At 69.8% G+C, this 25,747-nt stretch carries 21 protein-coding genes; 16 read left to right on the top strand and 5 right to left on the bottom strand.

Annotated features, from left to right (window positions below; genetic code table 11):
• Positions 1-26: 26 nt before the first annotated feature.
• Positions 27-1,289, bottom strand: a complete 1,263-nt coding sequence (locus D7V77_RS12365) for a C39 family peptidase (protein WP_120576477.1) — start codon at positions 1,287-1,289, stop codon at positions 27-29.
• A 185-nt stretch (positions 1,290-1,474) separates the two neighbouring features.
• Here D7V77_RS12365 and D7V77_RS43690 point away from each other — a divergent pair, with 185 nt between their 5' ends.
• Entirely contained in the window at positions 1,475-1,636 is a 162-nt protein-coding gene (locus D7V77_RS43690; protein ID WP_158624387.1) for a hypothetical protein, read from the top strand.
• A gap of 11 nt (positions 1,637-1,647) precedes the next feature.
• On the opposite strand, the gene D7V77_RS12360 is transcribed toward D7V77_RS43690, so the two are convergent.
• On the bottom strand, positions 1,648-2,979 hold the full coding sequence (locus D7V77_RS12360) for a ferritin-like domain-containing protein (protein WP_120576476.1): 1,332 nt from the start codon (positions 2,977-2,979) through the stop codon (positions 1,648-1,650).
• Positions 2,980-3,144: 165 nt separating this feature from the next.
• A complete protein-coding gene (locus D7V77_RS12355; RefSeq protein WP_120576475.1) occupies positions 3,145-3,846 on the bottom strand; it encodes a hypothetical protein in 702 nt (233 codons plus the stop codon).
• Positions 3,847-4,123: 277 nt separating this feature from the next.
• Between D7V77_RS12355 and D7V77_RS12350 the strand changes: the two genes are divergently transcribed.
• The 6 genes from D7V77_RS12350 to D7V77_RS12325 all read left to right on the top strand — a co-directional run bounded on the left by D7V77_RS12350 (position 4,124) and on the right by D7V77_RS12325 (position 13,157).
• Positions 4,124-5,209, top strand: a complete 1,086-nt coding sequence (locus tag D7V77_RS12350) for an AAA family ATPase (protein WP_120576491.1) — start codon at positions 4,124-4,126, stop codon at positions 5,207-5,209.
• Positions 5,209-7,521, top strand: a complete 2,313-nt coding sequence (locus D7V77_RS12345) for a DUF5682 family protein (protein ID WP_120576474.1) — start codon at positions 5,209-5,211, stop codon at positions 7,519-7,521. Before D7V77_RS12350 ends, D7V77_RS12345 begins: the two co-directional genes overlap by 1 nt.
• Entirely contained in the window at positions 7,518-8,735 is a 1,218-nt protein-coding gene (locus D7V77_RS12340) for a VWA domain-containing protein (RefSeq protein WP_120576473.1), read from the top strand. The genes D7V77_RS12345 and D7V77_RS12340 overlap by 4 nt, the downstream gene beginning before the upstream one ends.
• Positions 8,728-11,604 (top strand): HEAT repeat domain-containing protein, encoded by a 2,877-nt coding sequence (locus tag D7V77_RS12335; RefSeq protein WP_120576472.1) that lies wholly within the window; start codon positions 8,728-8,730, stop codon positions 11,602-11,604. The genes D7V77_RS12340 and D7V77_RS12335 overlap by 8 nt, the downstream gene beginning before the upstream one ends.
• Positions 11,605-11,738: 134 nt before the next feature.
• A complete protein-coding gene (locus D7V77_RS12330; protein ID WP_306770414.1) occupies positions 11,739-12,494 on the top strand; it encodes a class I SAM-dependent methyltransferase in 756 nt (251 codons plus the stop codon).
• 129 nt (positions 12,495-12,623) lie between these two features.
• A complete protein-coding gene (locus D7V77_RS12325) occupies positions 12,624-13,157 on the top strand; it encodes a TetR/AcrR family transcriptional regulator (RefSeq protein ID WP_158624386.1) in 534 nt (177 codons plus the stop codon).
• Between the two features lie 137 nt (positions 13,158-13,294).
• On the opposite strand, the gene D7V77_RS12320 is transcribed toward D7V77_RS12325, so the two are convergent.
• Positions 13,295-14,689, bottom strand: coding sequence for a M20/M25/M40 family metallo-hydrolase (locus D7V77_RS12320; protein WP_120576469.1), 1,395 nt, complete (start codon positions 14,687-14,689; stop codon positions 13,295-13,297).
• Between the two features lie 96 nt (positions 14,690-14,785).
• Here D7V77_RS12320 and D7V77_RS12315 point away from each other — a divergent pair, with 96 nt between their 5' ends.
• The 4 genes from D7V77_RS12315 (at position 14,786) to D7V77_RS12300 (ending at position 19,331) form a co-directional block, all read left to right on the top strand.
• The gene (locus D7V77_RS12315; RefSeq protein WP_120576468.1) at positions 14,786-15,805 is read left to right on the top strand and encodes a dipeptide epimerase; all 1,020 of its coding nucleotides are present in this window, start codon (positions 14,786-14,788) and stop codon (positions 15,803-15,805) included.
• On the top strand, positions 15,802-17,004 hold the full coding sequence (locus D7V77_RS12310; protein ID WP_233596901.1) for a DUF819 domain-containing protein: 1,203 nt from the start codon (positions 15,802-15,804) through the stop codon (positions 17,002-17,004). The genes D7V77_RS12315 and D7V77_RS12310 overlap by 4 nt, the downstream gene beginning before the upstream one ends.
• A gap of 12 nt (positions 17,005-17,016) precedes the next feature.
• Positions 17,017-17,961, top strand: a complete 945-nt coding sequence (locus D7V77_RS12305) for a serine hydrolase (protein WP_120576467.1) — start codon at positions 17,017-17,019, stop codon at positions 17,959-17,961.
• Between the two features lie 293 nt (positions 17,962-18,254).
• Positions 18,255-19,331: a nitronate monooxygenase family protein gene (locus D7V77_RS12300; protein WP_120576466.1), complete on the top strand. Its 1,077-nt coding sequence runs from the start codon at positions 18,255-18,257 to the stop codon at positions 19,329-19,331.
• A 1-nt stretch (position 19,332) separates the two neighbouring features.
• On the opposite strand, the gene opgC is transcribed toward D7V77_RS12300, so the two are convergent.
• Positions 19,333-20,442, bottom strand: a complete 1,110-nt coding sequence (gene opgC / locus D7V77_RS12295) for an OpgC domain-containing protein (RefSeq protein ID WP_120576465.1) — start codon at positions 20,440-20,442, stop codon at positions 19,333-19,335.
• An 85-nt stretch (positions 20,443-20,527) separates the two neighbouring features.
• Here opgC and D7V77_RS12290 point away from each other — a divergent pair, with 85 nt between their 5' ends.
• From D7V77_RS12290 to rnk, 5 genes are all read left to right on the top strand, one after another.
• Complete coding sequence (locus tag D7V77_RS12290; protein WP_120576464.1) at positions 20,528-21,859, top strand: AHH domain-containing protein; 1,332 nt, start codon at positions 20,528-20,530, stop codon at positions 21,857-21,859.
• Positions 21,856-22,455: a DUF1629 domain-containing protein gene (locus D7V77_RS12285; RefSeq protein ID WP_211486776.1), complete on the top strand. Its 600-nt coding sequence runs from the start codon at positions 21,856-21,858 to the stop codon at positions 22,453-22,455. The genes D7V77_RS12290 and D7V77_RS12285 overlap by 4 nt, the downstream gene beginning before the upstream one ends.
• A 607-nt stretch (positions 22,456-23,062) precedes the next feature.
• Positions 23,063-24,262 carry an AHH domain-containing protein gene (locus tag D7V77_RS12275; RefSeq protein ID WP_306770415.1) on the top strand — a complete coding sequence of 400 codons (1,200 nt, stop codon included), beginning with the start codon at positions 23,063-23,065 and terminating at the stop codon, positions 24,260-24,262.
• Between the two features lie 131 nt (positions 24,263-24,393).
• The gene (locus D7V77_RS12270; RefSeq protein ID WP_306770416.1) at positions 24,394-24,861 is read left to right on the top strand and encodes a DUF1629 domain-containing protein; all 468 of its coding nucleotides are present in this window, start codon (positions 24,394-24,396) and stop codon (positions 24,859-24,861) included.
• A 363-nt stretch (positions 24,862-25,224) separates the two neighbouring features.
• Positions 25,225-25,641, top strand: a complete 417-nt coding sequence (gene rnk, locus D7V77_RS12265; RefSeq protein ID WP_120576460.1) for a nucleoside diphosphate kinase regulator — start codon at positions 25,225-25,227, stop codon at positions 25,639-25,641.
• The last annotated feature ends 106 nt before the right edge of the window (positions 25,642-25,747 follow it).

Below are 25,747 nucleotides of genomic sequence, written 5' to 3'. Positions count from 1 at the left end.
CGCGTGTCCGCATTCGGACGCGCAGCTCAAGGGAGGGGGACGAGCCCCTGCTCGGGCAGGGCGGTGCCGGCGGGCCACAGCACGTACGCGGCGCCCCGGGAGTGCTGCCAGGCGCGCCACAGCTCGGCGCGGGGGTAGGTGGCGTGGGTGGTTTCGTTGGAGCCGAAAGCAGGGTCGTTGACGACGACGTCGCCGGTGTCGGTGAAGCCCTTCACGACGATGAGGTGGCCGTCGGTGCGGCGGGAGGCGCCGCCGGGAAGCTCTCCGGGTTCGTAGGCGATGCTGATGCTGACGGGGATGCCGGCGGCGACGAGGCGCTCCACGGGGGCGAACGAGTCGAAGCGGGCGACGAGTCCGTGCAGGGCGCCGTTGGACATGCTGGCGGCGTAGGCGGTGTTGAAGCTCCAGTTGCCGGTGCCCTTGTAGACCCAGTCATAGGTATGGGCGGCGGCGGTGGGCACGGGGTGTTCCAGGTCCGCGCGGCCCAGCTTCCGGCTCCAGTAGCCGAGCAGCATGGTGGTGGACGTGGGGGAGCACCAGACCTCGCCGCCGTCGGGGTAGATCATCTGCGAGTAGCCCGGCACGTCGAGCACGACGCCCCACCCGGTGCGGTCCGACGTGGCGTCCTGGGGCTTGAGGCGCGTATCGGTGACGGCGGCGGCGAGCGCACGGACGCGAGGGCTGATGTCAGTGCGTTCGGAGAAGAGGTGGGCGGTGACGCGCAGGGCATCCGCGCGGCGCTTGAGGTTGAGGGTGTCGGTGAGGACGTTGCCGTCGGCGTCGCCCTGGTTGTCCACGCTGTGGCGCGCGACGGTGGTGGTGTCGAAGGCCCAGACGCCCAGCTCGTAGTCCTTGGTCCAGGTGCCTTCGATGCGGGCGGAGACGGTGAGCTTCACCCAGGTGCCGGGAGGCGTCTGCGCGTCGAAGGACGGCACCACGCTGTCGAAGCCGCCGGGGACGGATTGGACCTCGGAGGTGGCGGTGCCGACGCGGAAGGTACCGCCGTTGTAGAAGCTGCCGCCGTCGAACCAGCCGCCCGCGGGAAACGGGTCGGTGCCGTCCTTCGCGGTGGCGGGGTCCAGCTCCAGCGCGCCGTCGGCGGTGACGCGCGTGCCGTCACGGGAGAAGCGCGCGAGGTCCCCTGACACGGACGTCTTCTGCCAGAGGCGCGCGGGCGAGCCGGCCTCCGGAGACGACGTGTCCGGCGGGGCCGACGGCGGCGAGGAGGCGCAGGCCCAGATGCAGGTGGCCAGCAGGACAGCGGAGAGGACGCGAGCGCGGGCGTTCACGGGGGCGAGTTTCGCAAACGCTCATGCGTGGGCTCAAGTTGGATTCCTGGAAAGTCGAGCCGGGCAGACAGATTCGGGTCCAGGGGATGGAATGTCAGACGCGGTTGCTAGATCGCCGTGCGCGACCCTGCGGTGCGGCATCACGCTCCGTGGGTCATAGGCATGGCCTCACCCTTGGAGAATCCATGCGCACGCTCAAGGATCTGAGTGACTTCGTGGAGAAGGAGTCCGCGGCTGAAGGGCCTTCCGCTCAAGCAGAGTTGCAGTCCTGGCGCGAACGTTTCCGCATGGCCCGGGAACTGGCCATGCGGTGGAAGGCGCCGGAGCAGAGCCTCAGAGACTCATGAGAAGAGGCGGCTCAAGCCCAGAGGTCTTGCTCCAGCGTGTCTAGCAGCGCCAGGGCCGCCTCCGGCGTGGGCATGCCCGCCATCGTGATGACGCTCGCGTCGAGCTGCACCGCGACGTCCTCGCGCAAGGCCGCCACCGCGCGCCGCTGGGCCTCGCGCAGCGTCTCACGCTCCTCCGCGGACAGGCGCGGCCGGGCCCACTGGTCGATGTCCCACGACAGCGCGGCGTGCCGCGTCTCGTCCTCCGCGATGCGGACCATGGCCTCGCGCACCTCCAGGTCCCGCGCGTGCAGCGCCTGGTGGTGCGCGAGCAGTGCGCCGTACGTCTCACGCACGCAGCCCTCCACCGCGTTCTCCAGCGCCACGTCCACCAGGGAGCGCGGGGGCAGTTCCTCCACCACCGGACGCTGGGGCGTGCCTCCGAAGCGGTGCGCGAGCCGCTCTGTCACCCGGGCGTGCTGGACCTCCTCCATGGCGCTCCTTCGCGCCGCGTCCTGGAGGCCCACGTCCGCGCCGTGCATCGCCAGTTCATCCCGCAGCCGCAGGAACGCATGCACTGACGCGGCTTCGAGGTGCGCCGCGTTCGCGAAGTAGCGGCCCAGCGCCTCCGGGCTCTCGCAGGCTTCCGCGACCTGGAGCCCCACCGGCCGACGGCCGATGTTGCAGTTGGGGTCTCCCTTCTCCAGGACGCGCTTCTCCTGCTCCTGGAGCTCGCCGGAAGCGGAGACGCGCACCACGTGCTGCGTCAGCTCCGTGCCCGGTCCGCAGGCGTAGCCCTTCGTCGCGACGACGTTGAAGCTGCCATCCGCGTTCTTCTTCACCGCGCCATACTTCTTGTCTCCGCAGAGGAGGGAGTAGTCGGACGCGAAGGACTTGAGCACCGCCTCCTGTTCCGTGTCGATGGTGCCCAGCACCTGCTGGAGCTCCTCCAGCGTCGCGTGCGTCTTCACCTCGTCACCCCGGGTCGTCACCAGGAAGGACTCGCTGCAGAAGTCTATGCAGACATGGTGGAAGCCCGTGGTGACGTTCGCGCTCTCCAGCGCGGTCGTGCACGCGGGGACGTCGGTGGCTGTCGCGCAGGGCTGGCCGGAGGAGCTCACGTTGACGTAGGTGGCGGGCGCCTGGCCTCCGTTGGCGTTGATGTAGCGCAGCTGCACGAAGTCCTGCTCCGGCGTCAGCGTCAGGTCACTGACGGACAGGCCCTGAGCCGTGCAAGCGATCTCCGAGTAGCCCGTCAGGTCCACGCTGCCCTCCGAGCCATCACAGCCCGCCAGCACCAGGGGCGTGGCGAGCGAGGCGTGCAGGGCCCGCGAGAAGAGACGACGCAGTCGATGGATGTTCAAGGAAGGCTCCTGGGAAGGACGTGTGTCCGGGACCCTGAGCAATGCGGATGCCAGGGCGTCTTCCCGGCGAAGCCCCCATCTCGCGTTGCTCGGAAAGTCGAGATGGACTCGGAAAGTTGAGGGGGACAGGACATGGACGCCGCGCTCGCAGGTCGACCTGGAGCCCTACCGGCCGTCGGGGCAGACCGAGTCTCCCTCCTCCAGGATGCGCGTCTCCAGCTTCTCGACCTTGCCGGACGCGGTCACATGCAGCACGTACTGCGTCAGATTCGTGCCCGGTCCGCAGGCGTAGCCATTCGTCCCGATGACATTGAAGCTCCCATCCGCGTTCTTCTTCACCGCCCCCTGCTCCTTGGTCCCGCAGACGAAGGAGTAGCTGGACGCGAAGGCCTGGAGCACCGCCTCCTGTTCCGTGTCGATGGTGCCCAGCAACTGCTGGAGTTCCGCCTGCGACGAATACGTTTTCACCTCGTCACCCCGGGTCGTCACCAGGAAGTGCTGGCGGCATTCGCCCGTGCAGTTGTAGTGGAAGCCGGAGGTGACGGTCGCGTCCTCCAGCGCGGTCTCACACGCGGTGACGTCTGTGGCCGTCGCGCAGGGCTGGCCAGAGGAACTCACGCTGACAGAGGGGGAGCGCGTCTGGTCTCCAAGGGTGTCGGGGTCGAAGGAGCGCAGTTGCACGAAGTCCGGCTCTGGGGTCAGCGTCAGGTCGCTGATGGCGATGCCCTGGTCCGTGCACGCGATCTCCGAGTAGCCCGTCAGGTCCACGCTGCCCTCCGGTCCGCCACAGCCCGCCAGCACCAGGGGCATGGCGAGCGAGGTGAGCAGGGTCCGCGAGAAGAGACGGCGCAGTCGATGGATGTTCAAGGGAGGCTCCTGGGCAGGCAGTGTGTCCAGAGCCCTGAGCAATGGGGATGCCAACACCTCCTCACAGGAGGGAGGGCGCGCCGGAGGGCTCGAAAAGCCGAGCAGGACTCGAAAACTTGAGGGGCGGATCCTGTTCGCGGAGGACGACGTCCGCGTGGAGGTTTCACGGCTGCGTGAGCACCTGCGTCCCGGTGGCGCGCTCTACCTCTTTCAAGACAACCCGCCAGGCAGCCGAAGCGTTTGCCGGATGTCAGACCGAGTGGATAGCGTGCAGCTCATGCCGGACATCCGCCTGCCTGCCGAAGCGAAGTACAAGAACGAGCTGGACGCCCTCGCCGCGCATGACGACAAGCCCCGCCCACCGGGTTGGGCGCTGTCGCCTCGCGCCGTGGAGACGTACATCCTGGGCAGTCCCAAGCCCGTGGGGGGCGTGGCCATCACGCCCAAGTACGTAGGTGACAAGGGGCTCATCCAGGTGTGCATCGCCACGCTCGCGTCGGACCGCGCGCTGATGCTGGTGGGCGAGCCGGGCACCGCGAAGAGCTGGCTGTCTGAGCACCTCTCCGCGGCGGTCAGCGGCACGTCCGCGCTCGTCGTCCAGGGCACGGCGGGGACCAGCGAGGACCACATCAAGTACTCGTGGAACTACGCGCTGCTGCTCGCGCAGGGCCCCACGCCCGAAGCGCTGGTGCCGTCGCCCATCCTGCGCGCCATGCGCACGGGCAAGTTCGCCCGCTTTGAAGAGGTGACGCGCACGTCGCCGGAGATTCAAGACTCGCTCATCTCCATCCTGTCGGAGAAGCAGGTGTCGGTGCCGGAGCTGGGGGAGATCACGAGCGCGCAGCGCGGCTTCAACCTCATCGCCACCGCGAACACGCGCGACCGCGGCGTCAACGAGATGAGCGCCGCGCTCAAGCGCCGCTTCAACTTCGTCACCGTGCCGGTGGTGGAGGACCTGGAGCAGGAGATCCAGATCGTCACCAAGCGCGAGGCGGAGCTGCGCACGGACTACCAGGTGGGCGTGCCGCCGCCGGAGGAGCTGTCGCGCGTGCTGCTGACGCTCTTCCACGAGCTGCGCAAGGGCGTGACGAAGGACGGCAAGACGAAGGTGCGCACGCCGGGCGCGGTGCTGTCCACGGCGGAGGCCATCAGCGTGCTGTTCAACAGCTCCATCCTCGCGCAGCAGTTCGGCTCCGGGACGGTGACGTCGCAGGAGCTGGCTGCGTCGCTGGTGGGCGCGGTGGTGAAGGAGCAGGAGGACGACGTGAAGGCGCTGCGCGAATACATGGAGACGGTGGCCAAGAGCCGCACGGGCCCGTGGAAGGAGCTGTACACCGCGAGCAAGAAGCTCTTGAGGGGCTGATGGACCTGGCACTGCTCTCCCGGGTGCAGCACTTCCCGGTCCGTCACCACTCGCCGCGCACCACCGCGGTGCTCATGAAGTGGCTGGAGCGCGTGAAGCCCGCCGTCGTCCTGGTGGAGGGGCCCTGCGACGCGACGGCGCTGGTGGACGTGCTGTGCGACAAGCAGACCCGGCCGCCCGTGGCCATCCTGGGCTACCGCACGGATGGCACCCCGTCCTCGTCGCTGTGGCCCTTCGCTGCGTATTCGCCGGAGTACCAAGCGCTGAAGTGGGCCCGGGCGAACGGCGCGCGGGCGGAGTTCATCGACATCCCGGTGGGCGTCAGCCTCGCGGTGGACCGCCATGTGCCCGGGCCAGGCGTGGAGACGGAGGCCCCGGAGGGCAGCGAGCCCGTTCCCGATGAAGCCATTCCGCTCACGGAGGCGTTCGCGCGCTCGCAGGGGTTCCGCTCCTTCGAGGAGTTCTGGGAGGCGTCCTTCGAGGCGCCGGACTGGAGCCCGGAGCAGTTCCGGCCGGTGCTCACCGCCTGGGCGGACGTGGTCAACGCGGGGCCCCGGCTGGCCTACCACCGTCAGCGCGACGCCTTCATGGCGCGCAAGGTGCTGGAGGTGGTGGCAGGCGGCGTGGCGCCGGAGAAGGTGGCGGTGGTGGCGGGCGCGGCGCACACCGCGGCGTTCCTGGCGGGGGACGTGGATCCGAAGGAGGAGGCGAAGCTGCCCGCGGCCGGGCCGTGCGCGGTGACGGTGATTCCGTACAGCTTCCCGCGTCTGGCGGAGCAGCTGGGGTACGGCGCGGGCAACCGGGCGCCGCACTTCTACCAGAAGGCCCACGAGGCGAACTGCGACTTCCGGCGGGCCACGCTGGAGGTGCTGCTGGACTTCGCGTCGCACCTGCGGATGCGCGGCTTCTCCGCGTCGCTGTCGGACGTGCTGGAGGCGTACCGGCTGGCGGTGACGCTGTCGGACCTGCGCGAGAAGAGCGCCCCGGGCCTGGACGAGCTGCGCGAGGCCACCGTGGCCACGCTGTGCCGTGGTGACGCGACGCACGTGGACAGCTTCCTGTGGAAGAGCGTCATCGGCCACGAAGTGGGGCAGGTGGCGAGCCGCATCGGGCAGAACTCGCTCCAGGCGGAGTTCTGGCGCGAGGTGGGCGAGCGGCGGCTGCCGCGCACGGACAGCCCGGAGACGTTCACGCTGCGGCTCAACAACCCGGTGGAGGTGGGCTCCTCCGTGTTCCTCCACCGGCTGCGCGTGGCGGGCATCCCGTACGCGTCACTGTCCGGGACGGGTTCGTCGCGCAAGCAGGGCGCGGAAGCAGAGGCCGGCGGCTACGCGGCGCTCACGCGCGTGCGCGAGGCCTGGCAGGCGCAGTGGACGCCGTCCACGGACGTGGCGCTGGTGGAGAAGATTGTGTTGGGCGACTCGCTGGAGGGCGTGACGACGCGCGTGCTCCAGGAGCGGCTGACGCAGGCGAAGACGACGGCCGAGGCGGCGGACGTGCTCCTGGAGTCCGTCATCACCGGCTGCTCCCAGACGGTGGCGCAGGCGCTCAAGGCCTGTGACGCGCTCGCGGCCACGGACGCGGACCTGCCGTCGCTGGCGAGCGCGGCGCGGGGGCTGTCGGGGTTGATGGCCTATGGCACCTCGCGCGCGCACTCGGACGTGGGCGACGAGGCGGTGGCGGCCCTGGGGGAGAAGACCTTCGGCCGGGCGCTCCTGCGTGTGCGCGAGGCCAGTGCCTGCGCTCCGGAAGGCGTGCCCCCGGTGCTGGAGGCGCTGCGCACGCTGCACGAGGTGGCGCTGTCCCAGCCCCGCGCGGACAAGGAGGGCTGGCTCGCGGAGGCTCGCGGGTTGATGGGGAGCCACGCGGTGCACCCGTCGACGTCGGGCCTGGCCACGGGCCTGTTGTACCTGGCTCGCGAGCTGCCGGAGGCGGACGTGGCGCTGGAGGTGGGCCGGCGGCTGTCGGCGGCGGTGGAGCCCGCGGACGCGGCGGCGTACCTGGAGGGCTTCTTCCAGGTGAACGCGCTGGTGCTGGTGAAGAGCCGCGACGTGGTGAAGGCGCTGGATGACTTCCTCACCAGCGTGGAGCCGGAGCGCTTCCGGCAGACGCTGCCGGTGCTGCGCCGGGCGCTGGGCGCGCTGGGGGCCACGGAGCGCCGCTACCTGATGGAGAACGTGATGGGCGTGCGCCAGCTGAAGGACAAGGGCCGCGCGGTGAAGGCGGTGCTGGAGGAGAAGGACAAGGCGACGCTGAAGGACCTGAGCGCGGACCTGGGCAAGGCGCTCGACGACCTGGATGACCTGCTATGAGCGTGGACCCCAAGGACCTGGACCCGAAGGACCGCGACGCCCTGTTGCGCTGGCGGCTGGCGCTGGGCCCGGAGGCGGAGAAGACGGGCTCCTGCCCTTCCCTGAGCGCGCTGGGCGCTGGGGCGGGCACGGTGGACCTGACGGGCGACGACCTGGAGGGCCTGGATGACGCGCTCTCCTTCGTCTACGGCGAGCGCTCGGCCGGGCGCGGCGGTTCGAAGCCGTACCTGCCCAAGTGGCTGGGCGCGCTGCGCGACTTCTTCCAGGACGACGTCATCGCGCTGGTGCAGAAGGACGCCATCGAGAAGAAGGGGCTCACCCAGCTGCTCTTCGAGCCGGAGACGCTGCCCTTCCTGGACAAGAACCTGGAGCTGGTGACGACGCTGGTGAGCGCCCGGGGGCTCATCCCGGAGCAGGCCAAGGACACCGCGCGCGCCATCATCCGGGAAGTGGTGGAGGACCTGCGCAAGAAGCTGGAGTCCCCGCTGCGCACGGCGGTGATGGGGGCGCTCAGGCGGGACAGGACGAGCCCCATCCCCATCGCGCGCAACATCGACTGGCGCCGCACCATCCGCTCCAACCTGAAGGGCTGGGATGCGGAGCGCAAGCGGCTCATTCCGGAGCGCTTCTACTTCTGGCCCAACCAGCGCCGTCACCACGAGTGGGACGTGACGCTGGTGGTGGACCAGTCCGGCTCCATGGCGGAGAGCGTGGTGTACAGCTCCGTGATGGCGGCCATCTTCGCGTCGCTGGACGTGCTGAAAACCAGCCTGGTGCTGTTCGACACGGAGATTGTCGACATGACGCCCGTGCTGGCGGACCCGGTGGAGGTGCTCTTCTCCGCGCAGCTGGGCGGGGGCACGGACATCAACCGGGCGGTGGCGTACGCGCAGGAGCACTACGTGCGCCGGCCGGAGAAGACGCTCTTCATCCTCATCACCGACCTGTACGAAGGCGGCAACGCCGAGGAGCTGGTGGCCCGCTTGAGGCAGTTGGTGGATTCACGCTCCAAGGTGCTGTGCCTGCTGGCGCTGTCGGACAGCGGGCGGCCTTCCTATGACCACGCGATGGCGGAGCAGCTCACCGCGCTGGGGATTCCGTGCTTCGGGTGCACGCCCCGCAAGCTGGTGGACGTGGTGGAGCGGGTGATGCGCAACCAGGACCTGGCGCCGCTGCTCGCGTCCGTCGACAAGAAGGGGGAGCGTCATGGCTGAGGTACGGCCCGTCATCGGGATGGGCGCAATGACGGAGATCATCAGCGACAAGGCGGAGCTGCAGAAGGGCTCGGAGCTGTTCGACGGCAAGCAGCTCACCAACCTGTCGCGCTTCGAGAACCGGCTCTTCGCGGACGCGGCGGGCTCCGGGGCGACGCCGTACAAGGTGTCGCTGGTGTTCGGCGAGGCGCGCTCGGACGTGAAGGGGCGGTGCTCGTGCATGGCGGCGCGCTCGCGCCCCTTCTGCAAGCACGCGGCGGCGCTGCTGGTGGCGTGGGCCCGGGCCCCGCAGGCCTTCGTGACGGCGGAGGCGGCTCCGGCCGCGCCGGCGGGCTCCGGTGGTGCGAAGAAGAGCGTGAAGAAGGGCAAGGCCGAAACGGGCGACCTGATGAAGGCGGGCGTGGGGCAGGTGTCCACGCTGGTGCGCGAGCTGGGTCTGTCGGGCGTGGCGTCGCTGGGCGCGGACCGGCCGGAGCAGGTGCGCTCGCTGGGTGAAGCGCTCCGGGCCAACGGCCTGCGGCGGCTGTCCGCGCGAGCGGTGGAGCTGGCGGGCCTGTTGGACGCGGCGGCGGCTCGCACGGGGACCTTCGAGGCGCCGGTGTACGCGGACCTGGTGGCGGACATGCTGCTCACCGCGCGCAAGGTGGAGAAGCACCTGGGCGGCGATGCGCTGGAGCCCCGCCACGTCGAGGAGCTCATCGGCAAGACGTGGACGAAGAAGGACCGCGCGCCCGTCGAAGGGCTGAAGCTGGTGGAGTACGCGTTCTCCTCCAAGGTGACGCCGGACCGGTTCATGGTCCGTGAGAGCCGCTTCGTGGACCTGGTGTCGGGCGGGCACTACAGCGAGAAGCAGATCCTCCCCGCGAACCTCAAGACGGTGGCGCCGAAGAACAGCCACGCGGGCGCCGTGCTCCAGGGTGCGCACGGCGGGCAGTACCCGGGCTTCGCGCCGCACCGGCTGGACCTGGAGTCTTGGAAGGACGCGCCGTCGGTGGACCGGGCGGCGCTGGAGCGGCTGGTGGAGGTGGCGCTGCCGGACGTGGGCGCGGTGATGACGGCCTTCCAGGAGCACCGCAAGGACGTGTTCGCGCCGGACCTGCTGCCGGTGTCCGTGCGCGCGGAGACGCTGCTCGCCAGCGGGACCCGCTCGCAGTTCGTGGATGGCACGGGACGCGGACTCTTCCTGCCCGTGGACCCGTCGCTGGAGGAGCCGCTGTCCACCGCGCTGGAGGACGCGAAGCTCGTGGCGGTGCTGGGCGATGTGGGCCTGGAGGCGGCGCTGCCCACGCTGTTCCCCTCGGCCGTGGTGGTGCGGACGCCGGAAGGGCTGGACCTGCGCACGCTGGGACGCGCGGAGGACGTGCCCGTGTCGCCCCGCCGTCGCGGACGCGTGCGGGCCCCGGCCGCGCCGAATGCGCTGCCCCGCAGCGGCTGGGCGGACGCGGCTCGGGCGGCGGGTGCGTCGCGGGCGGCCATCGCGCTGGCGGAGGTTCGCGACGAGCTGGCGGACGCGTTCGCCAGCGGCCTGTCGGCGGTGAGCCCTCGCACGGTGGAGCCGCTGGTGTCCCGGCTGAAGGAGCTGGGGCTGGAGAAGCCGGGCGCGCTGCTGGAGGCGCTGGCGCAGCGGGCGGATCCGGCGGAGCGGCTGGACGACTTCATCAAGGTGTACCAGGTGCTGGGCATCGCGCTGGTGCGGCTGTCGGGCGCGGTGCAGGTGGACCTGTCCCAGTTGGAGTCCGTGCCCACTCACCCGAGCATCCACGTGCAGAAGCCGGAGGAGGTGCTGACCCCGGGCGAGGCCATGGTGCGCCGGGCTCGCGGGGAGCTGACGCGCTACGAGGCGGCGGCGCACGCGGCGCGCTACTACGCGAGCCTTGGGCCGGACGTCCTGGCGAGGGAGTTCTACCCGACGTGGAGCGACGGCGCGGCGAGCGCCTTCGTGGCGCGGACGGTGGCGGCGCTGGGCGAGAACGCGCTGGGCTCCGTGCGGAGCGCGCTCGGTGAGCACCACAGCCGCATGGTGCGCCGCACCGCCCTCCGCGTGCTGGGTGCGATGGGCGGAGTGCAGGCGCGGCGCGAATTGGATGCGGTGACGCGCAAGGGCCATGACATGGGCCTGCGCCTGTTCGCGAAGGAGACGCTGGAGGACGTTCAGGCCCGGGAGACGGGCGAGGCGGCGGTGGTGGAACTCTCGCGGCGCCGCAAGGAGAAGGCGGTGCCGCTGATGCAGGCGGCGCTGTCCGAGACGACGAAGGACGCGCGCGGGGCGGCCGTGGCCATGCTGGCGGACCTGGGCACGGTGGCCATGCCCGTGCTGCGCCAGGTGCTGCACGGGGACCCGGCGCGCGAGGTGCGGCGCGAGGCGGCGGAGGCGCTGGCCCGGATGGGGGACGCGGAGGTCCTCGACCGGTTCATCCTGATGGTGCAGGGCCGAGGCCACGACGACGTGGAGGCGAAGCACGCCGTGTACGCGCTGGGCATGCTGGGCGACGTGCGCGGCGCGGAGGCCCTGCTGCTGGCGTTCGTGGACGGGTGGAAGCCCGGCGTCGTCGCGGAGGCCATGCGCTCGCTGGGGCTGGCCCTGCTGCAGCCAGCGCTGGACCTGGCCGAGCGGCGCCCGGAGGAGCTGGAGCGGAAGGCGTTCCGGAGCGTCTTCGAGAACTTCCAGCCCACCGACCTGGCCAGGGCGCTGGAGGCCCGTCTCAAGGCGTCCCTCGAACATCCGGACCTGCTGGCTCGCGCGGCCGTGTACCTGAAGGTGGCGGCGTCGAGTACGGCGGTGGGCAAGCACATCGCCCAGCGGCTCATGGAGGTGCCCGCGCTGGCCGCGGACAAGGCCCTGGCCAAGGCGGCGAAGAAGCTGCTGTGACGCTCCGCTCGGCAGCTTCGAGGTGAGGTCGATGCGGGTGGGGGAGGCCGGCACGGGGAACGGCCTCCCAGCGCGTCCCGGTCCGACGCGCAGCCATTGCGTGGCGTCCCGAATCCGGACAGCCTCCGCGCGGCATGACGGAACCCGCTCCTCCTCCCTCGCCCCCACCGCGCCGCGACGACACGATGGGCGAGTTCGAGCTGCCGTTCTTCGAGCGGCTGTCGCTCCAGATGCAAGGCATCGTCATCGCGGTCGTGCTGCGCGTCACCGACCTGCTGCTGTTGCTCCTCCGCCCCCGGCTCCTGAAGCCGTACTTCGGGTTGTGGTGGCAGCGCATCTTGTGGACGCCCTTTCGTTGGCGACGCACCTTCGAGATGACGCGGGCGCTCCAGACCACGGGACAGTCATTCCGCGAGTTGATGTACGGCGAGACGCCGCTGGTGACGGCGTTGTGGTTCCTCAAGAGGGCGGGCGTGGGGCGCGGCAGCCGGGTGGTGGACCTGGGCGCGGGGCGCGGACGCGTGCTGCTCGCCGCGCGCTGGTGGGGCGCCGAGGCGCATGGCGTGGAGCTGATTTCGGACCACGTGGCACGCGTGGCGCCGTGGCTTCAGCCGGCGGGCATCACGCTCACCGTGGGCGACATGACCCGCGAGCCCCTGGGTGACGCGACCCACATCTTCTGCAACTGGGTGGCGTTCAGCCCGGAGACGAAGGCCCGGCTCGTCACCCACCTGCGCACCTGCGCCCCTGGCACGCGCATCATCACCGTCACCCGTCCCATCGAGGCGGAGGGCTTCAGCGGCCACTCCTCCCATTGGATGCTGTTCACCTGGGGGCTCGAGAAGGTCTGGCTCCAGCAATACCTTCCGGGTCCCATCGCATCCCCCTGACACGGGAAGGTCGGATGAGACTCCGAGCCTATTCCGACGTTACTCGTGATTAACTGGGAAAGACGGGCGGCGGCGTTCCTGTCGCGAGAGGTGATGGCGATGACCGAGTCGAGGAACAAGGAGCCTGACGTGACCCGCGAGAAGCTTCTTCGGGCGGCCGCGGACCTCATCCTGGCTCAGGGGCTTCAGGCAGTGACGCTCGATGCCATCGCGGGGCGGGCAGGTGTCCCAAAGGAAGACCTACTGCAGCATTTCCAGAGCAAGCCCATCCTGCTCGATGCGCTGTTCGACGACGTGACCCAGCGCTTCGCCGGGGCCGTCGCCGCCGAGATGGCGAAGGATCCGGACGCCAACGGCAGGGGAACCCGCGCGTATCTCCGGGTGACGGTCGCCGCTTCCCCTGATGACGACGAGGCCCGCGTCATGCGCTCGCTCATCGGGCTCATGCTCTTCGACCCGGAGGTCCGGGAGCTCTGGAGCTCCATCTGGGACGAGGCGCGGGAGGAGCAACTCAGCCCTCAGGAGCAAGAGTCGGCGGAGCTCACGCTCTGCCGTCTGGCGATCGACGGGTTGTGGATGTCGGACATGCTCGAGCACCGCACGGTCTCAAGCCAGACGCGAGCGGCGGTCATCCGCCGAATCGAAGAGCTCACGCGCAAATAGCCTGGCTGCCCGCGAGGCTCCGTGACGGTGGCTCACCCAGCCGGAGAGCCACCACGGTCCTGCTGGGGTTCACGCATGCCCCCTGAGCAAGAGCCGGATGTGATGCGAGGGCCCGTGATGAGGTGGTGCCGGTGCGTTCAGCGCGTCAGGTGCTTCAGCGTGAGGTAGACGAACTCCGCGCCGGGCTGGAGTGACGTCACCGGGACGCGCTCGTTGGGTGCGTGCGCGGTGCGTGCGTCGTCCGGAGTGAGAGCGAAGAGGTCGATGCCATAGGCGTGGATGCCCGCGCGGCGCAGCGTGGCGGACTCGGTGGTGCCGGTGGACATGCGGGGAATCACCGGCGCCTTTGGCCACACCTTCGCCGCGGCGGCCTTCACCGCGCGGAACATGGCGTTGTCCCCCACGGGCGACATGGGCGAGTCCGGCGGCGATACGTCCATCTCCACCTGGATGTCCTTGTCATTCACCGCGGCGACGATGCGCTCGCGCACGGCCTTCGGATCCGCGTCCGGCAGCAGGCGGCAGTTCACGGTGGCCTCGGCGGTGGCGGGAATGACGTTGGACTTCGTGCCCGCCTTGAACACCGTGGGCACGCAGGTGGTGCGCAGCACGGCGCCCAGCGCGGGGTCCAACCGGGCCACGGTCGTCACTGCGTCCTCGGGCGGCGCGTCCGGCGATGCGGCGATGCGGCGCAACGCTTCGCCCAGCTCGCCGGGAGTCGCCTGGGCGCGGCCCTGCACGTGGAGCCTGGCGGCGGGCGTCAGATGCGCGGGGAAGGTGAGGGCGCCCACGCGCGCCACCGCCGCGGCCACCCGCACCAGGGGCCCCGCGTCCACGGGCGGCGCGGAGGAGTGACCTCCGGGGCCGGTGGCCTTGAGCGTCACGTTGCGGGACACGCGCTCCGCGGCCTGGAGCGCCACGAAGCGCACCTCCTTGCGGTCCGGCGACAGCTCTGTGAGGCCGCCCTCGTTGAGCGCGAACTCCGCCTCCTTGAGCTCCGGGCGGTGCTCCATCATCCAGTCCAGTCCCTGTCCGGAGCCCACCTCTTCATCCGCGCCCAGGTACAGCAGGATGTCGCGCGAGCGCGTGCCGCCCTCCTGCTTCAGCCGGCGCAGCGCGAGGATGCTCGCTGCGGCCATGCCCTTGTTGTCCTGCATGCCGCGTCCGTAGAGCAGGCCGTCCTTCTCCGTGAGTGTCCACGGGTCGGTGACCCACTCGGTCTTCACGGCGGGCACCGTGTCCAGGTGCGCGAGTACGAGCACCGGCCGGCCCTTGCCGCTGCCCTTCAAGCGCACCAGCAGGTTGCCGCGCCCGGGCGAGGGCTCGATGAGCTCCGCTTCGATGCCGGCTTCGCGCAGCCACTTCGCCGCCACCTGGGCCGCGGCCGTCTCGTTGCCGGGCGGATTGGAGGTGTCCGCGGCGATGAGCTCCGCGAGCAGCGTCCTCAGTTCGTCCTTCGGCGCGGGACGGGATGACGCGGCGTGGCTTGGACCCAGCGCGAACAATGCGATGACGAGGGGCAGGAGACGCATGGTGGAGAGGCTCGCCCCTTCCGGCCTGGGAAGGCAACGGAAGCGGTGTTTGCAAGGAGTGCCGTGTTAAGGGAAGGGCCCTGGAGGGATTCCGCCATGGCCTCGCCGTTGAGCTTTCGCACCGTGGAACTGCCGCTGCGTCACGCCTGGACCATCGCCCGGGGCACGAGCACGGTGAAGCGCAACGTGTTCGTGGAGGTGCGCTCGGAAGGCCACGTGGGGTACGGCGAGGCCGCTCCGAACGTGCGCTACGGCGAGTCGTGGGAGACGGTGGAGGCGGCACTCCACAAGTTGGCCCCAGTGCTGGAGGGACGCGACCTGCGCCACTTCCGCGACGTGTCCGAGGCCGTGGACGCGGCGCTGCCGGACAACCCCGCGGCGAAGGCGGCGGTGGACCTGGCGCTGCATGACTGGGCGGGCAAGGTGATGGGCGTGCCGCTGTACCGGATGCTGGGCGTGGACCCGACGCGGCAGCCGGTGACGTCCATGTCCATTGGCATCGACGTGCCGGAGACGCTGGCCGTGAAGGTGCGCGAGGCGGCGGACTTCCCGGTGCTGAAGGTGAAGCTGGGCGCGGACCGCGTGCAGGAGGTGTTCGGCACGGTGCGCGCGCTCACGGGGCAGACCATCCGCGTGGACGCGAACGAGGCGTGGAAGCCGGACGAGGCGCTGGCGCACATCCAGTGGTTGTCCACGCAGGGCGTGGAGCTGGTGGAGCAGCCGCTGCCCGCGGCGGATGTGGAGGGCGCGAAGTGGCTGCGCGCTCGCTCGCCGTTGCCGCTGGTGGCGGACGAGTCGCTGACGAAGGCGTCGGACGTGCCGAAGCTGGCGGAGGGCTTCCACGGCATCAACGTGAAGCTCCAGAAGAGCGGCGGCATCCGTGAGGCATTGCGCATCATCGAGACGGCGCGCGCGTGCGGCCTGAAGGTGATGCTGGGCTGCATGGTGGAGACGGGGCTGGGCATCGCGGCGGGCGCGCACCTGGCGCCGCTGGTGGACTGGGTGGACCTGGACGGCAACCTGCTGCTCGCGGAGGACCCGTACCGCGCGCATCCGGTGGTGCAGGGCCGCATCCAGTTGGGAGCGGGCGCGGGCCTGGGCGTGGAGCCCCGGTGACGCCACCGCTCATCCAGGACCCCATGGCGGTGCTCGCCGTGCTGCTCGCGGTGCTGGCGGGATTGTATGCGTTGCAGCGCTACCCGGCGGTGGCGCGGTTCTTCAACGTCGTGCCGCTGCTGGTGTTCGCGTACTTCGTGCCGACGCTGCTGTCGAACACGGGCGTCATCCCCACGCAGTCGGAGCTGTACCGCTTCACGCGCGTATACCTGCTGCCCGCGAGCCTGGTGTTGCTGGTGCTGTCGGTGGACCTGCCCGCCATCGCGCGGCTGGGGCGCAACGCGGTGGGCGTGTTCCTGGCGGGCTCGCTGGGCATCATGGTGGGCGGGCCGCTCGCGTATCTGGCGTTGGGGTGGCTGGTGCCGGCGGAGCTGGGGGACCAGGCGTGGAAGGGATTGGCGGCGCTCAGCGGGTCGTGGATTGGAGGCAGCGCGAACTTCGTGGCGATTGGCCAGAGCGTGGGCGCGCTGGACAGCACGTTGAGCATGCTGGTGGTGGTGGACGTGGGCGTGTCCAACGTGTGGACAGCGGTGCTGCTGTCCTTCGCCGGGCGTGAGAAGGCGATGGACGCGAGCATCGGCGCGGACCGGACCGCGCTGGACCATGTGCGCGAGGAGTCCGCGCGCATCCAGGCGGCGTCCGCCCGGCCCGCGAGTTTGTCCGACCTGCTCTCGATGCTGGCGGTGGCGTTCGGCGTGACGGTGGTGTGCACGGCGCTGGCGAAGATGCTGCCGGACCTGGGCAACGTGGTGACGGGCTTCACGTGGGTGGTGCTGCTGGTGACGACGGTGGGCGTGGTGCTGTCGTTCACGCCGGTGCGCAGGCTGGAGGGCGCGGGGGCGAGCCGGATGGGTTCGCTGTTCCTGTACCTGCTGGTGGCGACGATTGGCGCGCAGGCGGAGTTCCGGCGTCTGTGGGATGCGCCCGCGCTGGTGGCGGTGGGAGCGCTGTGGATGTGCATCCACGCGGCGGTGACGATGGGCACGCGCCGTTGGCTGAAGGCACCGGTGTTCTTCGCGGCCGTGGGGTCGCAGGCGAACGTGGGCGGCACGGCCTCCGCGTCGGTGGTGGCGGCGGCGTTCCATCCCGCGCTCGCGCCGGTGGGCGTGCTGCTCGCGGTGCTGGGGTATGTGCTGGGGACGTACTGCGGGCTGGTGACGGCGCTGATGCTGGAGCAGGTGCACCGGCTGATTCACTGAAGGGAGTCGCGGATGCGGACGGTGCTGCTCTGGGCAGGGTTCCTGGCGATGGGTGGTTGCGCGACGAAGCCGGAGCCGGGCGCTCCACGTGAGTCCCTGAAGGTGGTGGTGGAGTCGCTGGCGGGCGAGGCCACGCGCCTGTCGCCCGGGACGGACCTGTCGCTCGCGGTGATGGACCTGCGCACGGGGGAGACGGCGAGCGTCTCCGGCCTGGAGCCGCACATCTCCGCCAGCTCCGCGAAGGTGTTCTGGGTGGCGGCGGCGTTGGGACAGCGGGACCTGGCGACGGTGGCACCGCTCGCGGAGAAGGTGTTCCGCACGTCGGACAACGAAGCATCCGGCGAGGTCATCGACCTGGTGGGCGGCCCGGATGCCATCAATGTCTATCTTCGCGGCCTGGGCCTGGAGCACACGGCGCTGACGAAGTGGAACTACGGCCGGGAGCGCTGGGCGACGAACTCTCCGCGCGTGATGGGGCGGGACAACTACTTCTGCGCGGACGACATGGTGTCGTTCCTGGCGCGGTTGGACCGCCGGGAGTTGTTGGAGCCGGAGCCCACGGCGCGGCTGCTGAAGTGGATGGAACTGACGCCTCGGGACGGCTGCGGCGGCTGGCTGGGAACGCGCCTGCCCGCGAGCGCCCGCGCGTCGCTCCAACACAAGGGCGGGTGGCTGCCGCCGGGATGCTGTGGAGATGACGCGCGCTACAACGTGCTCAATGAAGTGGGGCTGGTGACGTTGCCGGACGGAGGACGGTATGCGGTGGCCATCCTGGCCTCGCGAGGACCGGACTGGCCGAAGCAGGCGTTCTTCGTGGAGCGCGCGTCGTGTGTCCTGTACCGGCACCTGGCGAAGGACGCGGCGCTGGATTGTGGGGAGGCCGTGGCGCGGGATGGCGGTCCTGCACCCGTCGTGTTGGAGCCCGGGGCGCCCGCGCCGAACTACGACTGCGAATGAGAAGGTGAGAACCCAGCGGGCCCCCGCCGGAGGCGGACCGCGAAAACCTGTCCGACAGTCGGACAGGTTCGGACAACGGACACCTGTCGGACCGTCGGACAGGCCGGGACCGCGCGGCGGAAACCTGTCCGACAGTCGGACAGGTTTTGCCAGTTCGGGCGGGAGAGGCGGACGAAACGCTCCGTGCCTGGCATGGACCGTGAAAGCAGGACTGATGCCTTTGGGGCGCATGGCGTCCCCGCGTGAACTCGGGTTGTTAATGCTGTCCGACGTGAGTCACGGGAGGTGGGGCCATGATGGATCCGCAGGCGTGGCGTAGGTTCTCGGAGCGGCTTGGGGTGGTGCATTCGATCATCCAGGCTCCGATGGCAGGGGGCCTGACGCCGCCGGAGCTGGTCGCGGCGGTGTCGGAGGCAGGAGGCCTGGGCTCGCTGGGCGCCGCGTACGTGCAGCCGGAGGACATCGTCCAGCAGGCCCGCGCGGTGCGCTCACTCACCTCTCGGCCCTATGCCATCAACCTCTTCGCTCCCCAGCCCGCGGTGGCTCCCGCGGACCCGGCGCCCACGCTCGCCATCATCGAGCGCTTCCATGTGGCACTGGGGTTGCCTCCTCCCGTGATTCCGGCGGCGGCGATGCCGGACTTCGCGAAGCAGGTGGAGGCCGTGCTCGACGCGGCGCCCACGGTGTTCAGCTTCACCTTCGGCATTCCGCCCGCGCCAGTGCTGGAAGCGTTCCGGTCGCGCGGCATCCTTGTCGTGGGCACGGCGACGAACGTGCGCGAGGCCCAGGCCCTGGAGGCCGCGGGCGTGGATGCGATTGTCGCGCAGGGGTCGGAGGCGGGAGGCCACCGGGGCTCCTTCGGCGGTTCGTTCGAGGCGGGCATGGTGGGCACGATGGCGCTCGTGCCTCAGATGGTGGACGCCGTGCGGGTGCCGGTCATCGCCAGCGGCGGCATCATGGATGGACGCGGCATCGCGGCGGCCCGGATGCTGGGCGCGGCGGCCGTGCAGCTGGGCACGGCGTTCCTGCGGTGCCAGGAGTCCAGCGCGGCGGCGGCCCACAAGGCGCTGTTGCGCGAGGCCCGGGATGAATCGTCACGCATCACCCGCGCCTTCTCCGGCCGCCCGGCCCGCGCGATTCCCAACGAGCTGACGACCACGCTGGAGGAGGCCGGAGCCATCCTGCCGTTCCCGCAGCAGCACGGAGCCACGCGCACGCTGCGGGCCGCGTCGTCGAAGCAGAACGACACGCGCTTCATGGCCCTGTGGGCGGGGCAGGGCATTGGCCTCTCGCGAGAGGGCCCCGCGGCGGACCTGGTGCGTGCCCTGGTGGTGGAGACCGACGCCGCGCTGGCCGCCGTGCGCGGCTGACTCAGGACGTTGACGGCGGGCCCACGCTCCGGCCCGCGATGCGCTGGCGCAGCGCCACGAAGTACATGCTGCAGAACGTGGCCACGAGGACCGCGACTTCATCCCAGTAGTCCAGCGGGTCCTCGTTCTCGTCCAGCAGCGACAGGCTGAGCAGGCACAGCACCACGTGCACGGCGAACACGGGCAGCGACGCCTGTCCCAGCGCCTCCAGTACCTTGGGGCGCAGCCATTGGAACAGGCGGGGCGCGAGCCAACTCGCCAGCAGCGCCACGGCCAGGAAGTTCACGAGCCGCAGCGGCGCGAGCGACCACTTGTCGAACAGCACCCCCGCGGCGCCCAGGTCCACGTCGAGGTGGCGCACGACGAAGAACCCCAGGCTGACGACGATGGCGCCCGTGAGGAGCCGGCGCGACACGGGCTCGCGCTGCTCCGGCGCGGTGGCGCGGGCCACGCCCATCCACACCCCGAGCACCCAGAGGAACTGCCACGCGAACAGGTCGAACGCGCCCGACAGGTCGATGCTCAACGGCGGCCACGGCAGCACGGGGATGGCGACGAGCAGGTCATACAGGGCGCGCTTGAGGCCCACCTGCGCCCAGACCCAGATGAGGGCGCTCAGCCCCAGCACCCGGGACCAGCCCTCCTTGCGCGCACCGAGCAGCACGGCGGGAGTGAGCAGCAGCAGCACGACATAGAGCGGAAGGATGTCGAGCAGCGGGGGACAGTAGAGGAGGAACAGGCTGCTCCACAGGGCGGTGAACGGGTCCTGATGGAAGAACCCGAGCAGGTTGTGGATGGCGGGCCTGCGCGCGGCGACGCCCAGCGTGGCGATGATGGTGAACGCGAAAGAGAGCAGGGCGACGTGGTAGCCGTACACCTTGAGGGCGCGGCTCCAGAGGCTCTTGAACATCGCCACGGGGCTCGAGGTCCCCAGCTTCTTCGCGTGCACCACGCCCACGAGGAACGCGGAGAGGAACACGAAGCCCTCGGCGGCGGACACGAAGCCGAACGGCTGATTGCCGATGACACTCAGCCGGGTGGGCAGGTGCGTCAGCGTCATCAGGACGAGCAGCACTCCGCGCAGGCTGTCGAACTCGGGGCGGCGTTTCATGGCGGGTAGACTCTCTTCACCCATGCCACAGCCCCACGTCCCGGGTAAACCGCACCGGTCGCTCGGATCCAGTGCCACTGTCCGGATGACGCACGCGGCCGTCATCGCGTGGATGCTGCTCGTGGGGACCGGCTGTGCGGCGTCCCGAAACGTGCGGCTCGGTACGGGCCGAGGACCCACCCGTGTCCACACGCCGCAGCGGGACGTCCGGCCCGTGGCGCTGGACGAAGACGCCTTCGTGTCCGCGGTCTCGGGGCTCGCACGCGCCGCGCCTGTTTCCTCGTACCCCATGGAGGCGGCCCGCCGGCTGCTGGCGGCTTCGCTTCCGTCACGTCCCTATGCCCACGTGCGTGGACACCTGGGGCTCGTCTCCGTGCAGGAGCCTGGGCGCGGACACCTCCGGCTCAGTGATGCTCCAGAGACGGAGCTGGCGGCGGCGTATGGCCGGTGGTGCAAGCGCAAGGCGCTCGATGGCGATTGTCTCCACCTGTTGGAGCGAGGGGCCACGCTGGATGAGGACGGCAAGCGCACGCTGGCCTTCTCCATCGCGTTGGACTCGGTGTGGGACGAGACGGAGGACGCGCTACGGGGCATGACGGATCGCGGAGCGGTGCTCTCCATGATCGTCACGACTGGCGCCTTGTACCTGGGCTTGTGGCTGTTGCCGGAGCCCGTGTCGAAGGGCGTCGCCGCGACGATGACGGCGGTGCTCATCGCCTATTTGGGCGTCGACACGGTGTGGAGCCTCATCCAGGGATGGATGCGGCTCGCGGACGCCGTGGCGGAGGCCACGACCTTCGATGAGCTTCGGGACGCAGGGGAGCAGTACGGCGAGGTGATGGGCCAGAACGCCGCGCGGGCCTTCGTCATGCTGGCCACGGCGGCGCTGGGCAGTACTGCGGAGACGCTTGCCGCGAAGGTGCCCACGCTGCCCGGTTCGGCGCAGGCGTCACTCGTGGGCGTGGCGGAGGGCGGCTTCCGGCTGGGGGCGGTCGCGCAGGTGGAGTCCGTCGCCGTGTCCGCGACGGGTGACATCCTGATCACCCTGGCGCCGGGCGTGGTAGCGACCGGCGGGCCCGTGGACGTGCCGGGGCCGAAGCACCACATCGCTTCCGACAAGTTCAGCACGTCCACCGCGAACGGAGGCCCGTGGACGCCTCGCTATCAACAACTCTTCGACAAGGGCGGGATGTCCCTGAACGACCCGGAGAACCAGGTTCATGTTCCGGGGCACAGGGGGCCGCATCCGCAGGAGTACCACGCGGAGGTCTTTGAACGGTTGAGGCTCGCGACCAGCACATGCCGGACGATTCAGCAGTGCCGGGTCGACCTGACGCAGGCGCTGCGGATCCTCGCGAAGGAACTCGCGACGGAGAACACCTGGCTCAACAAGCTGGTCACCCGGAGTGGTGGATGAGGCAGGATGCCCGCGTGACGCCCCGGTACTTCAAGCTCACGGACGACGTGACACTGCCCGGCCGCTGGGAGCTTGGAACGCCCGTGGATGCCCAGGGGCAGGACCACGGCTCGTGGCTGTTCATGCAGGGAACTCCCGCGCAGGTGGAGGGCGCGCTGCGCGTTCCGTCCTATGCGCGGGGAAGGGCGCTCGACTTCTCGCTCGCGGACGCGGGTGCTGTCCCTATCGTTTCCCAACGGGTCGCGGAGGTTCTGTCCCGACTGGCTCCGGGGGACGTGGAGTTGTTCCCGGTCACGTTGGAGGGCGCCCCGGACCCGTACTTCCTCGTCAACGTTGTGCGCGTCGTGAAGTGCATCGACGACACCGCTTCGGGCGAGGTGCGCTATTGGACGCCGGAGGATGGACGGCCCGAGCGGGTCGGCACCTATCAAGCGGTTCATCGGCTGCGCATCGACCCTGCCAGGACGGGGGACGCGAAGGTCTTCCGCACTTGGGGCTGGCTCATCGCGCTCATCGTCTCCGAGGACATCAAGCTCGCGCTCGAATCCATCGGTGCCACGGGCGTGCAATTCAAGGACGTGTCCCCGCTCCGCTGAAGTCCGCGCCTCCGTGCGTCACGGCGACTGTCCGCCATGCCACCCGTTTCCCGCGGCTCGGTTGCAATCAGGGAGGACGCAGCTGCATCCAGCGCTTCACCTCAGCCGCAGCCCCCGGGTCCCTCGTGAGATGAGGGTGTCGTTCACAGCTTGCCTGCAGCGTGCTTCGCTCCGGGTCTCCGTATGTGGCCGATAAGACGCGTGAGGTGACGCTCGTCTATCCAAGGACGTCAACAGCGACTCGGGCCGCATCTTCATCCTCGCCCGTGGGCAGCGCCGCCTTGTGGGCGGGGCAGGGTATTGGCCTGTCACGCGAGGGCTGGGCCCTGGTGACGGAGACCGAAGCCGCGCCGTCCGCAGTGTGCGGCCAATTCAGTAAGGCGAGGGAGAGGCTCGAGATAGACTTCACTCACCCATGCCGCAGGCCCACGTCCCGGGTAAACCGCACCGGTCGCTCGGATCCAGTGTCACTGTCCGGATGACGCACGCAGCCGTCATCGCGTGGATGCTGTTCGTAGGGACCGGCTGTGCGGCGTCCCGGACCGTGCGGCTCAGTGCGGGTCGAGAACCCACCCGTGTCCACACGCCACAGCGGGGCGTCCGGCCCGTGGCGCTGGACGAAGACGCCTTCGTGTCCGCGGTCGCGGGGCTCGCACGCACCGCGCCTGTTTCCTCGTACCCCATGGAGGCGGCCCGCCGGCTGCTGGCAGCTTCGCTTCCGTCACGCCCCTACGCTCACGTGCGTGGGCACCTGGGACTCATCTCCGTGCAGGAGCCTGGGCGCGGACACCTCCGACTCAACGATGCACCGGAGGTGGAGCTGGCGGCGGCGTATGGCCGATGGTGCAAACGCAAGGCGCTCACTGGCGATTGTCTCCACCTGCTGGAGCGCGGGTCTACGTTGGATGAGGACGGCAAGCGCACGCTGGCCTTCTCCATCGCGTTGGACTCGGTGTGGGACGAGACGGAGGACGCACTGCGCGGGATGACGGATCGCGGGGCGGTGCTCTCCATGATCGTCACGACCGGCGCCCTGTATCTGGGATTGTGGCTGTTGCCCGAGCCGGTGTCGAAGGGCGTCGCGGCGACGATGACGGCGGTGCTCATCGCGTACCTGGGCGTCGACACGGTGTGGAGCCTCATCCAGGGATGGATGCGGCTCTCGGAGGCGGTGGTGGAGGCCACGACCTTCGACGAGCTTCGGGACGCGGGGGAGCAGTACGGCGAGGTGCTGGGTGAGAACGCCGCGCGGGCCTTCGTCATGCTGGCCACGGCGGCGTTGGGCAGTACGGCGGAGACGCTGGCCGCGAAGCTGCCCAAGCTGCCCGGTTCGGCGCAGGCGTCACTCGTGGGCGTGGCGGAGGGCGGCTTCCGACTGGGCGCGGTCTCTCAGGTGGAGTCCGTGGCCATGTCCACGACGGGGGACATCCTGCTCACCCTGGCGCCGGGCGCGGTGGCGACCGGTGGGCCTGTGGAGGTGCCAGGACCCAAGCACCATATCGCCTCGGACAAGTTCAGCACGTCCACCGCGAACGGTGGCCCGTGGACTCCGCGCTACCAGCGGATCTTCGACAAGGGCGGGATGTCACTGAACGATCCCGAGAACCAGGTGGACGTTCCCGGCCATCGAGGTCCGCATCCTCGCGAGTACCATGAAAGAGTCCATCAGCGACTTGAACAGGTAACGTCGACCTGCAAAACCATCGACCAATGCCGAGAGGCGTTGAAAGGTGCGCTGCGCGTTCTGGCGAGTGAAATCGTCCAGAAGGGCAGTTTCCTCAACAAGCTGGTGACCCGCACGGAGTGAGTGCAGGAACCCGACCCATGTCCTTGCGATATTTCGAACTCGCTGATGACGTGTACATTGAGGGCCGCTGGGAACTGGGGCATCCACAGGACGCCCAGGGGCGGGACCTTGAGGACTCCTGGCAGTTCAGGATGGGTCGACCAAGCTCGTGGGAAGGAAGCCTGCGGGTCCCGGTGGAGATTCCAGGCAATACGCTTGACTACTCCCATGCGGCATTCGGCACGCCGGTGGTCACCTCCCGGGTCGCCGCCATCTTCGAGCGGTTGGCTCCGAACGACATCCAGCTCTTCCCCGTGAACATCGAGGGACAGTCCGATGACTTCTTCATCTTGAACGCCATTCGTCGCGTGAACTGCATCGACGATGAGGCTTCGGAGGAAGCGCGGTACTGGACGCCCAAGAATGGGCTGACGGAGAAGGTAGGAACCTATCTCTCCGTCTGGGGCATGCGCATCGACACCACACGGCTCGGTAGCGCGAGGGTCTTCCGGCCCCTGCACTGGGAAGTGGTCCTCGTCATCCCCGAGGACATCAAGCTCGCGCTGGAATCGATTGGCGCCACGGGTGTTCAGTTCAAGGACGTGTCCCCGCTCCGCTGATTTCCGCGCCTCCGTGCGTCACGGCGACTGTCCGCCAGGCCGCTTGTTTCCGAGGCTCGGTTGCAATCAGGGCGCACACGGCTACATTCAGCACTTCACCGCAGTCGCAACCCCCGGGTTCCTCGTCAGATGACGGTTTCGCTCACAGCCTGCCTGCAGCGTGCTCCGCGCCGGATTTCCGTGCGCCGGACGCTGCCCGCGCACGGCCGAGCCACCGCCTGGCTTGTCACCCACGCCGCCCGTCTCGCGTAGCTCACGACGGACGGCGTCCGCTCCACCCCCACTGAACCTTCGCGCCACGCACGCCCACCTTTCCAGGTGTGCATGCCGTCCCCATCCCCCTTCCCACAGGAGGCAACCGCCATGACCCACGACCACTCCCTCATTGTCACCGACACCGACCTGCAGCGCCTGGAGCGCGTCGTCGAACAATACGGCAACGCTCGCAACGCCGAGCTCGTGGAGCAACTGGAGTCCGAGCTCGCCCGCGCCGTCGTCACGTCCTCCAGCACCATTCCCCGCGACGTCGTCACCATGAACAGCACCGTCGTCTATGAAGACGAAGAGGCCGGCGAGACGCGCGAAGTCACGCTCGTCTATCCCAAGGACGCCAACAGCGACGCCGGCCGCATCTCCATCCTCGCCCCCGTGGGCAGCGCCCTCCTGGGCCTGTCCGTGGGCCAGACCGTGGAGTGGCCCCTCCCCCAGGGCCGCACCCGCCGCCTGCGCATCATCGCCGTGCCCTACCAGCCGGAGGCCGCCGGTCACTTCCACCTGTAGGCCCCGCGTCCTCCCATGACGCGTCAGCGCCGTGTCCGCGTCCCGCGCTGACGCGTCATTCCCACCCCTGTCTCTTATCCACATCTGACGCTGCCGACGATCTTTC

Source organism: Corallococcus sp. CA041A, from assembly GCF_003612075.1.
GTDB classification, from domain to species: domain Bacteria; phylum Myxococcota; class Myxococcia; order Myxococcales; family Myxococcaceae; genus Corallococcus; species Corallococcus exiguus.
Note: the sequence above shows the minus strand (reverse complement) of the source record. Positions and strands in the feature narration are given on the sequence as shown.

Excerpts from the sequence above, each read along its gene's own strand:
- opgC (WP_120576465.1), bottom strand. The coding sequence starts at position 20,442 with ATGAAACGCCGCCCCGAGTTCGACAGCCTGCGCGGAGTGCTGCTCGTC.
- D7V77_RS12335 (WP_120576472.1), top strand. The coding sequence starts at position 8,728 with ATGGCTGAGGTACGGCCCGTCATCGGGATGGGCGCAATGACGGAGATC.
- D7V77_RS12300 (WP_120576466.1), top strand. The coding sequence starts at position 18,255 with ATGATGGATCCGCAGGCGTGGCGTAGGTTCTCGGAGCGGCTTGGGGTG.
- D7V77_RS12320 (WP_120576469.1), bottom strand. The coding sequence starts at position 14,689 with ATGCGTCTCCTGCCCCTCGTCATCGCATTGTTCGCGCTGGGTCCAAGC.
- D7V77_RS12350 (WP_120576491.1), top strand. The coding sequence starts at position 4,124 with ATGCCGGACATCCGCCTGCCTGCCGAAGCGAAGTACAAGAACGAGCTG.
- D7V77_RS12305 (WP_120576467.1), top strand. The coding sequence starts at position 17,017 with ATGCGGACGGTGCTGCTCTGGGCAGGGTTCCTGGCGATGGGTGGTTGC.
- rnk (WP_120576460.1), top strand. The coding sequence starts at position 25,225 with ATGACCCACGACCACTCCCTCATTGTCACCGACACCGACCTGCAGCGC.
- D7V77_RS12270 (WP_306770416.1), top strand. The coding sequence starts at position 24,394 with ATGGGTCGACCAAGCTCGTGGGAAGGAAGCCTGCGGGTCCCGGTGGAG.
- D7V77_RS12290 (WP_120576464.1), top strand. The coding sequence starts at position 20,528 with ATGACGCACGCGGCCGTCATCGCGTGGATGCTGCTCGTGGGGACCGGC.
- D7V77_RS12345 (WP_120576474.1), top strand. The coding sequence starts at position 5,209 with ATGGACCTGGCACTGCTCTCCCGGGTGCAGCACTTCCCGGTCCGTCAC.
- D7V77_RS12285 (WP_211486776.1), top strand. The coding sequence starts at position 21,856 with ATGAGGCAGGATGCCCGCGTGACGCCCCGGTACTTCAAGCTCACGGAC.
- D7V77_RS43690 (WP_158624387.1), top strand. The coding sequence starts at position 1,475 with ATGCGCACGCTCAAGGATCTGAGTGACTTCGTGGAGAAGGAGTCCGCG.
- D7V77_RS12330 (WP_306770414.1), top strand. The coding sequence starts at position 11,739 with ATGACGGAACCCGCTCCTCCTCCCTCGCCCCCACCGCGCCGCGACGAC.
- D7V77_RS12315 (WP_120576468.1), top strand. The coding sequence starts at position 14,786 with ATGGCCTCGCCGTTGAGCTTTCGCACCGTGGAACTGCCGCTGCGTCAC.
- D7V77_RS12340 (WP_120576473.1), top strand. The coding sequence starts at position 7,518 with ATGAGCGTGGACCCCAAGGACCTGGACCCGAAGGACCGCGACGCCCTG.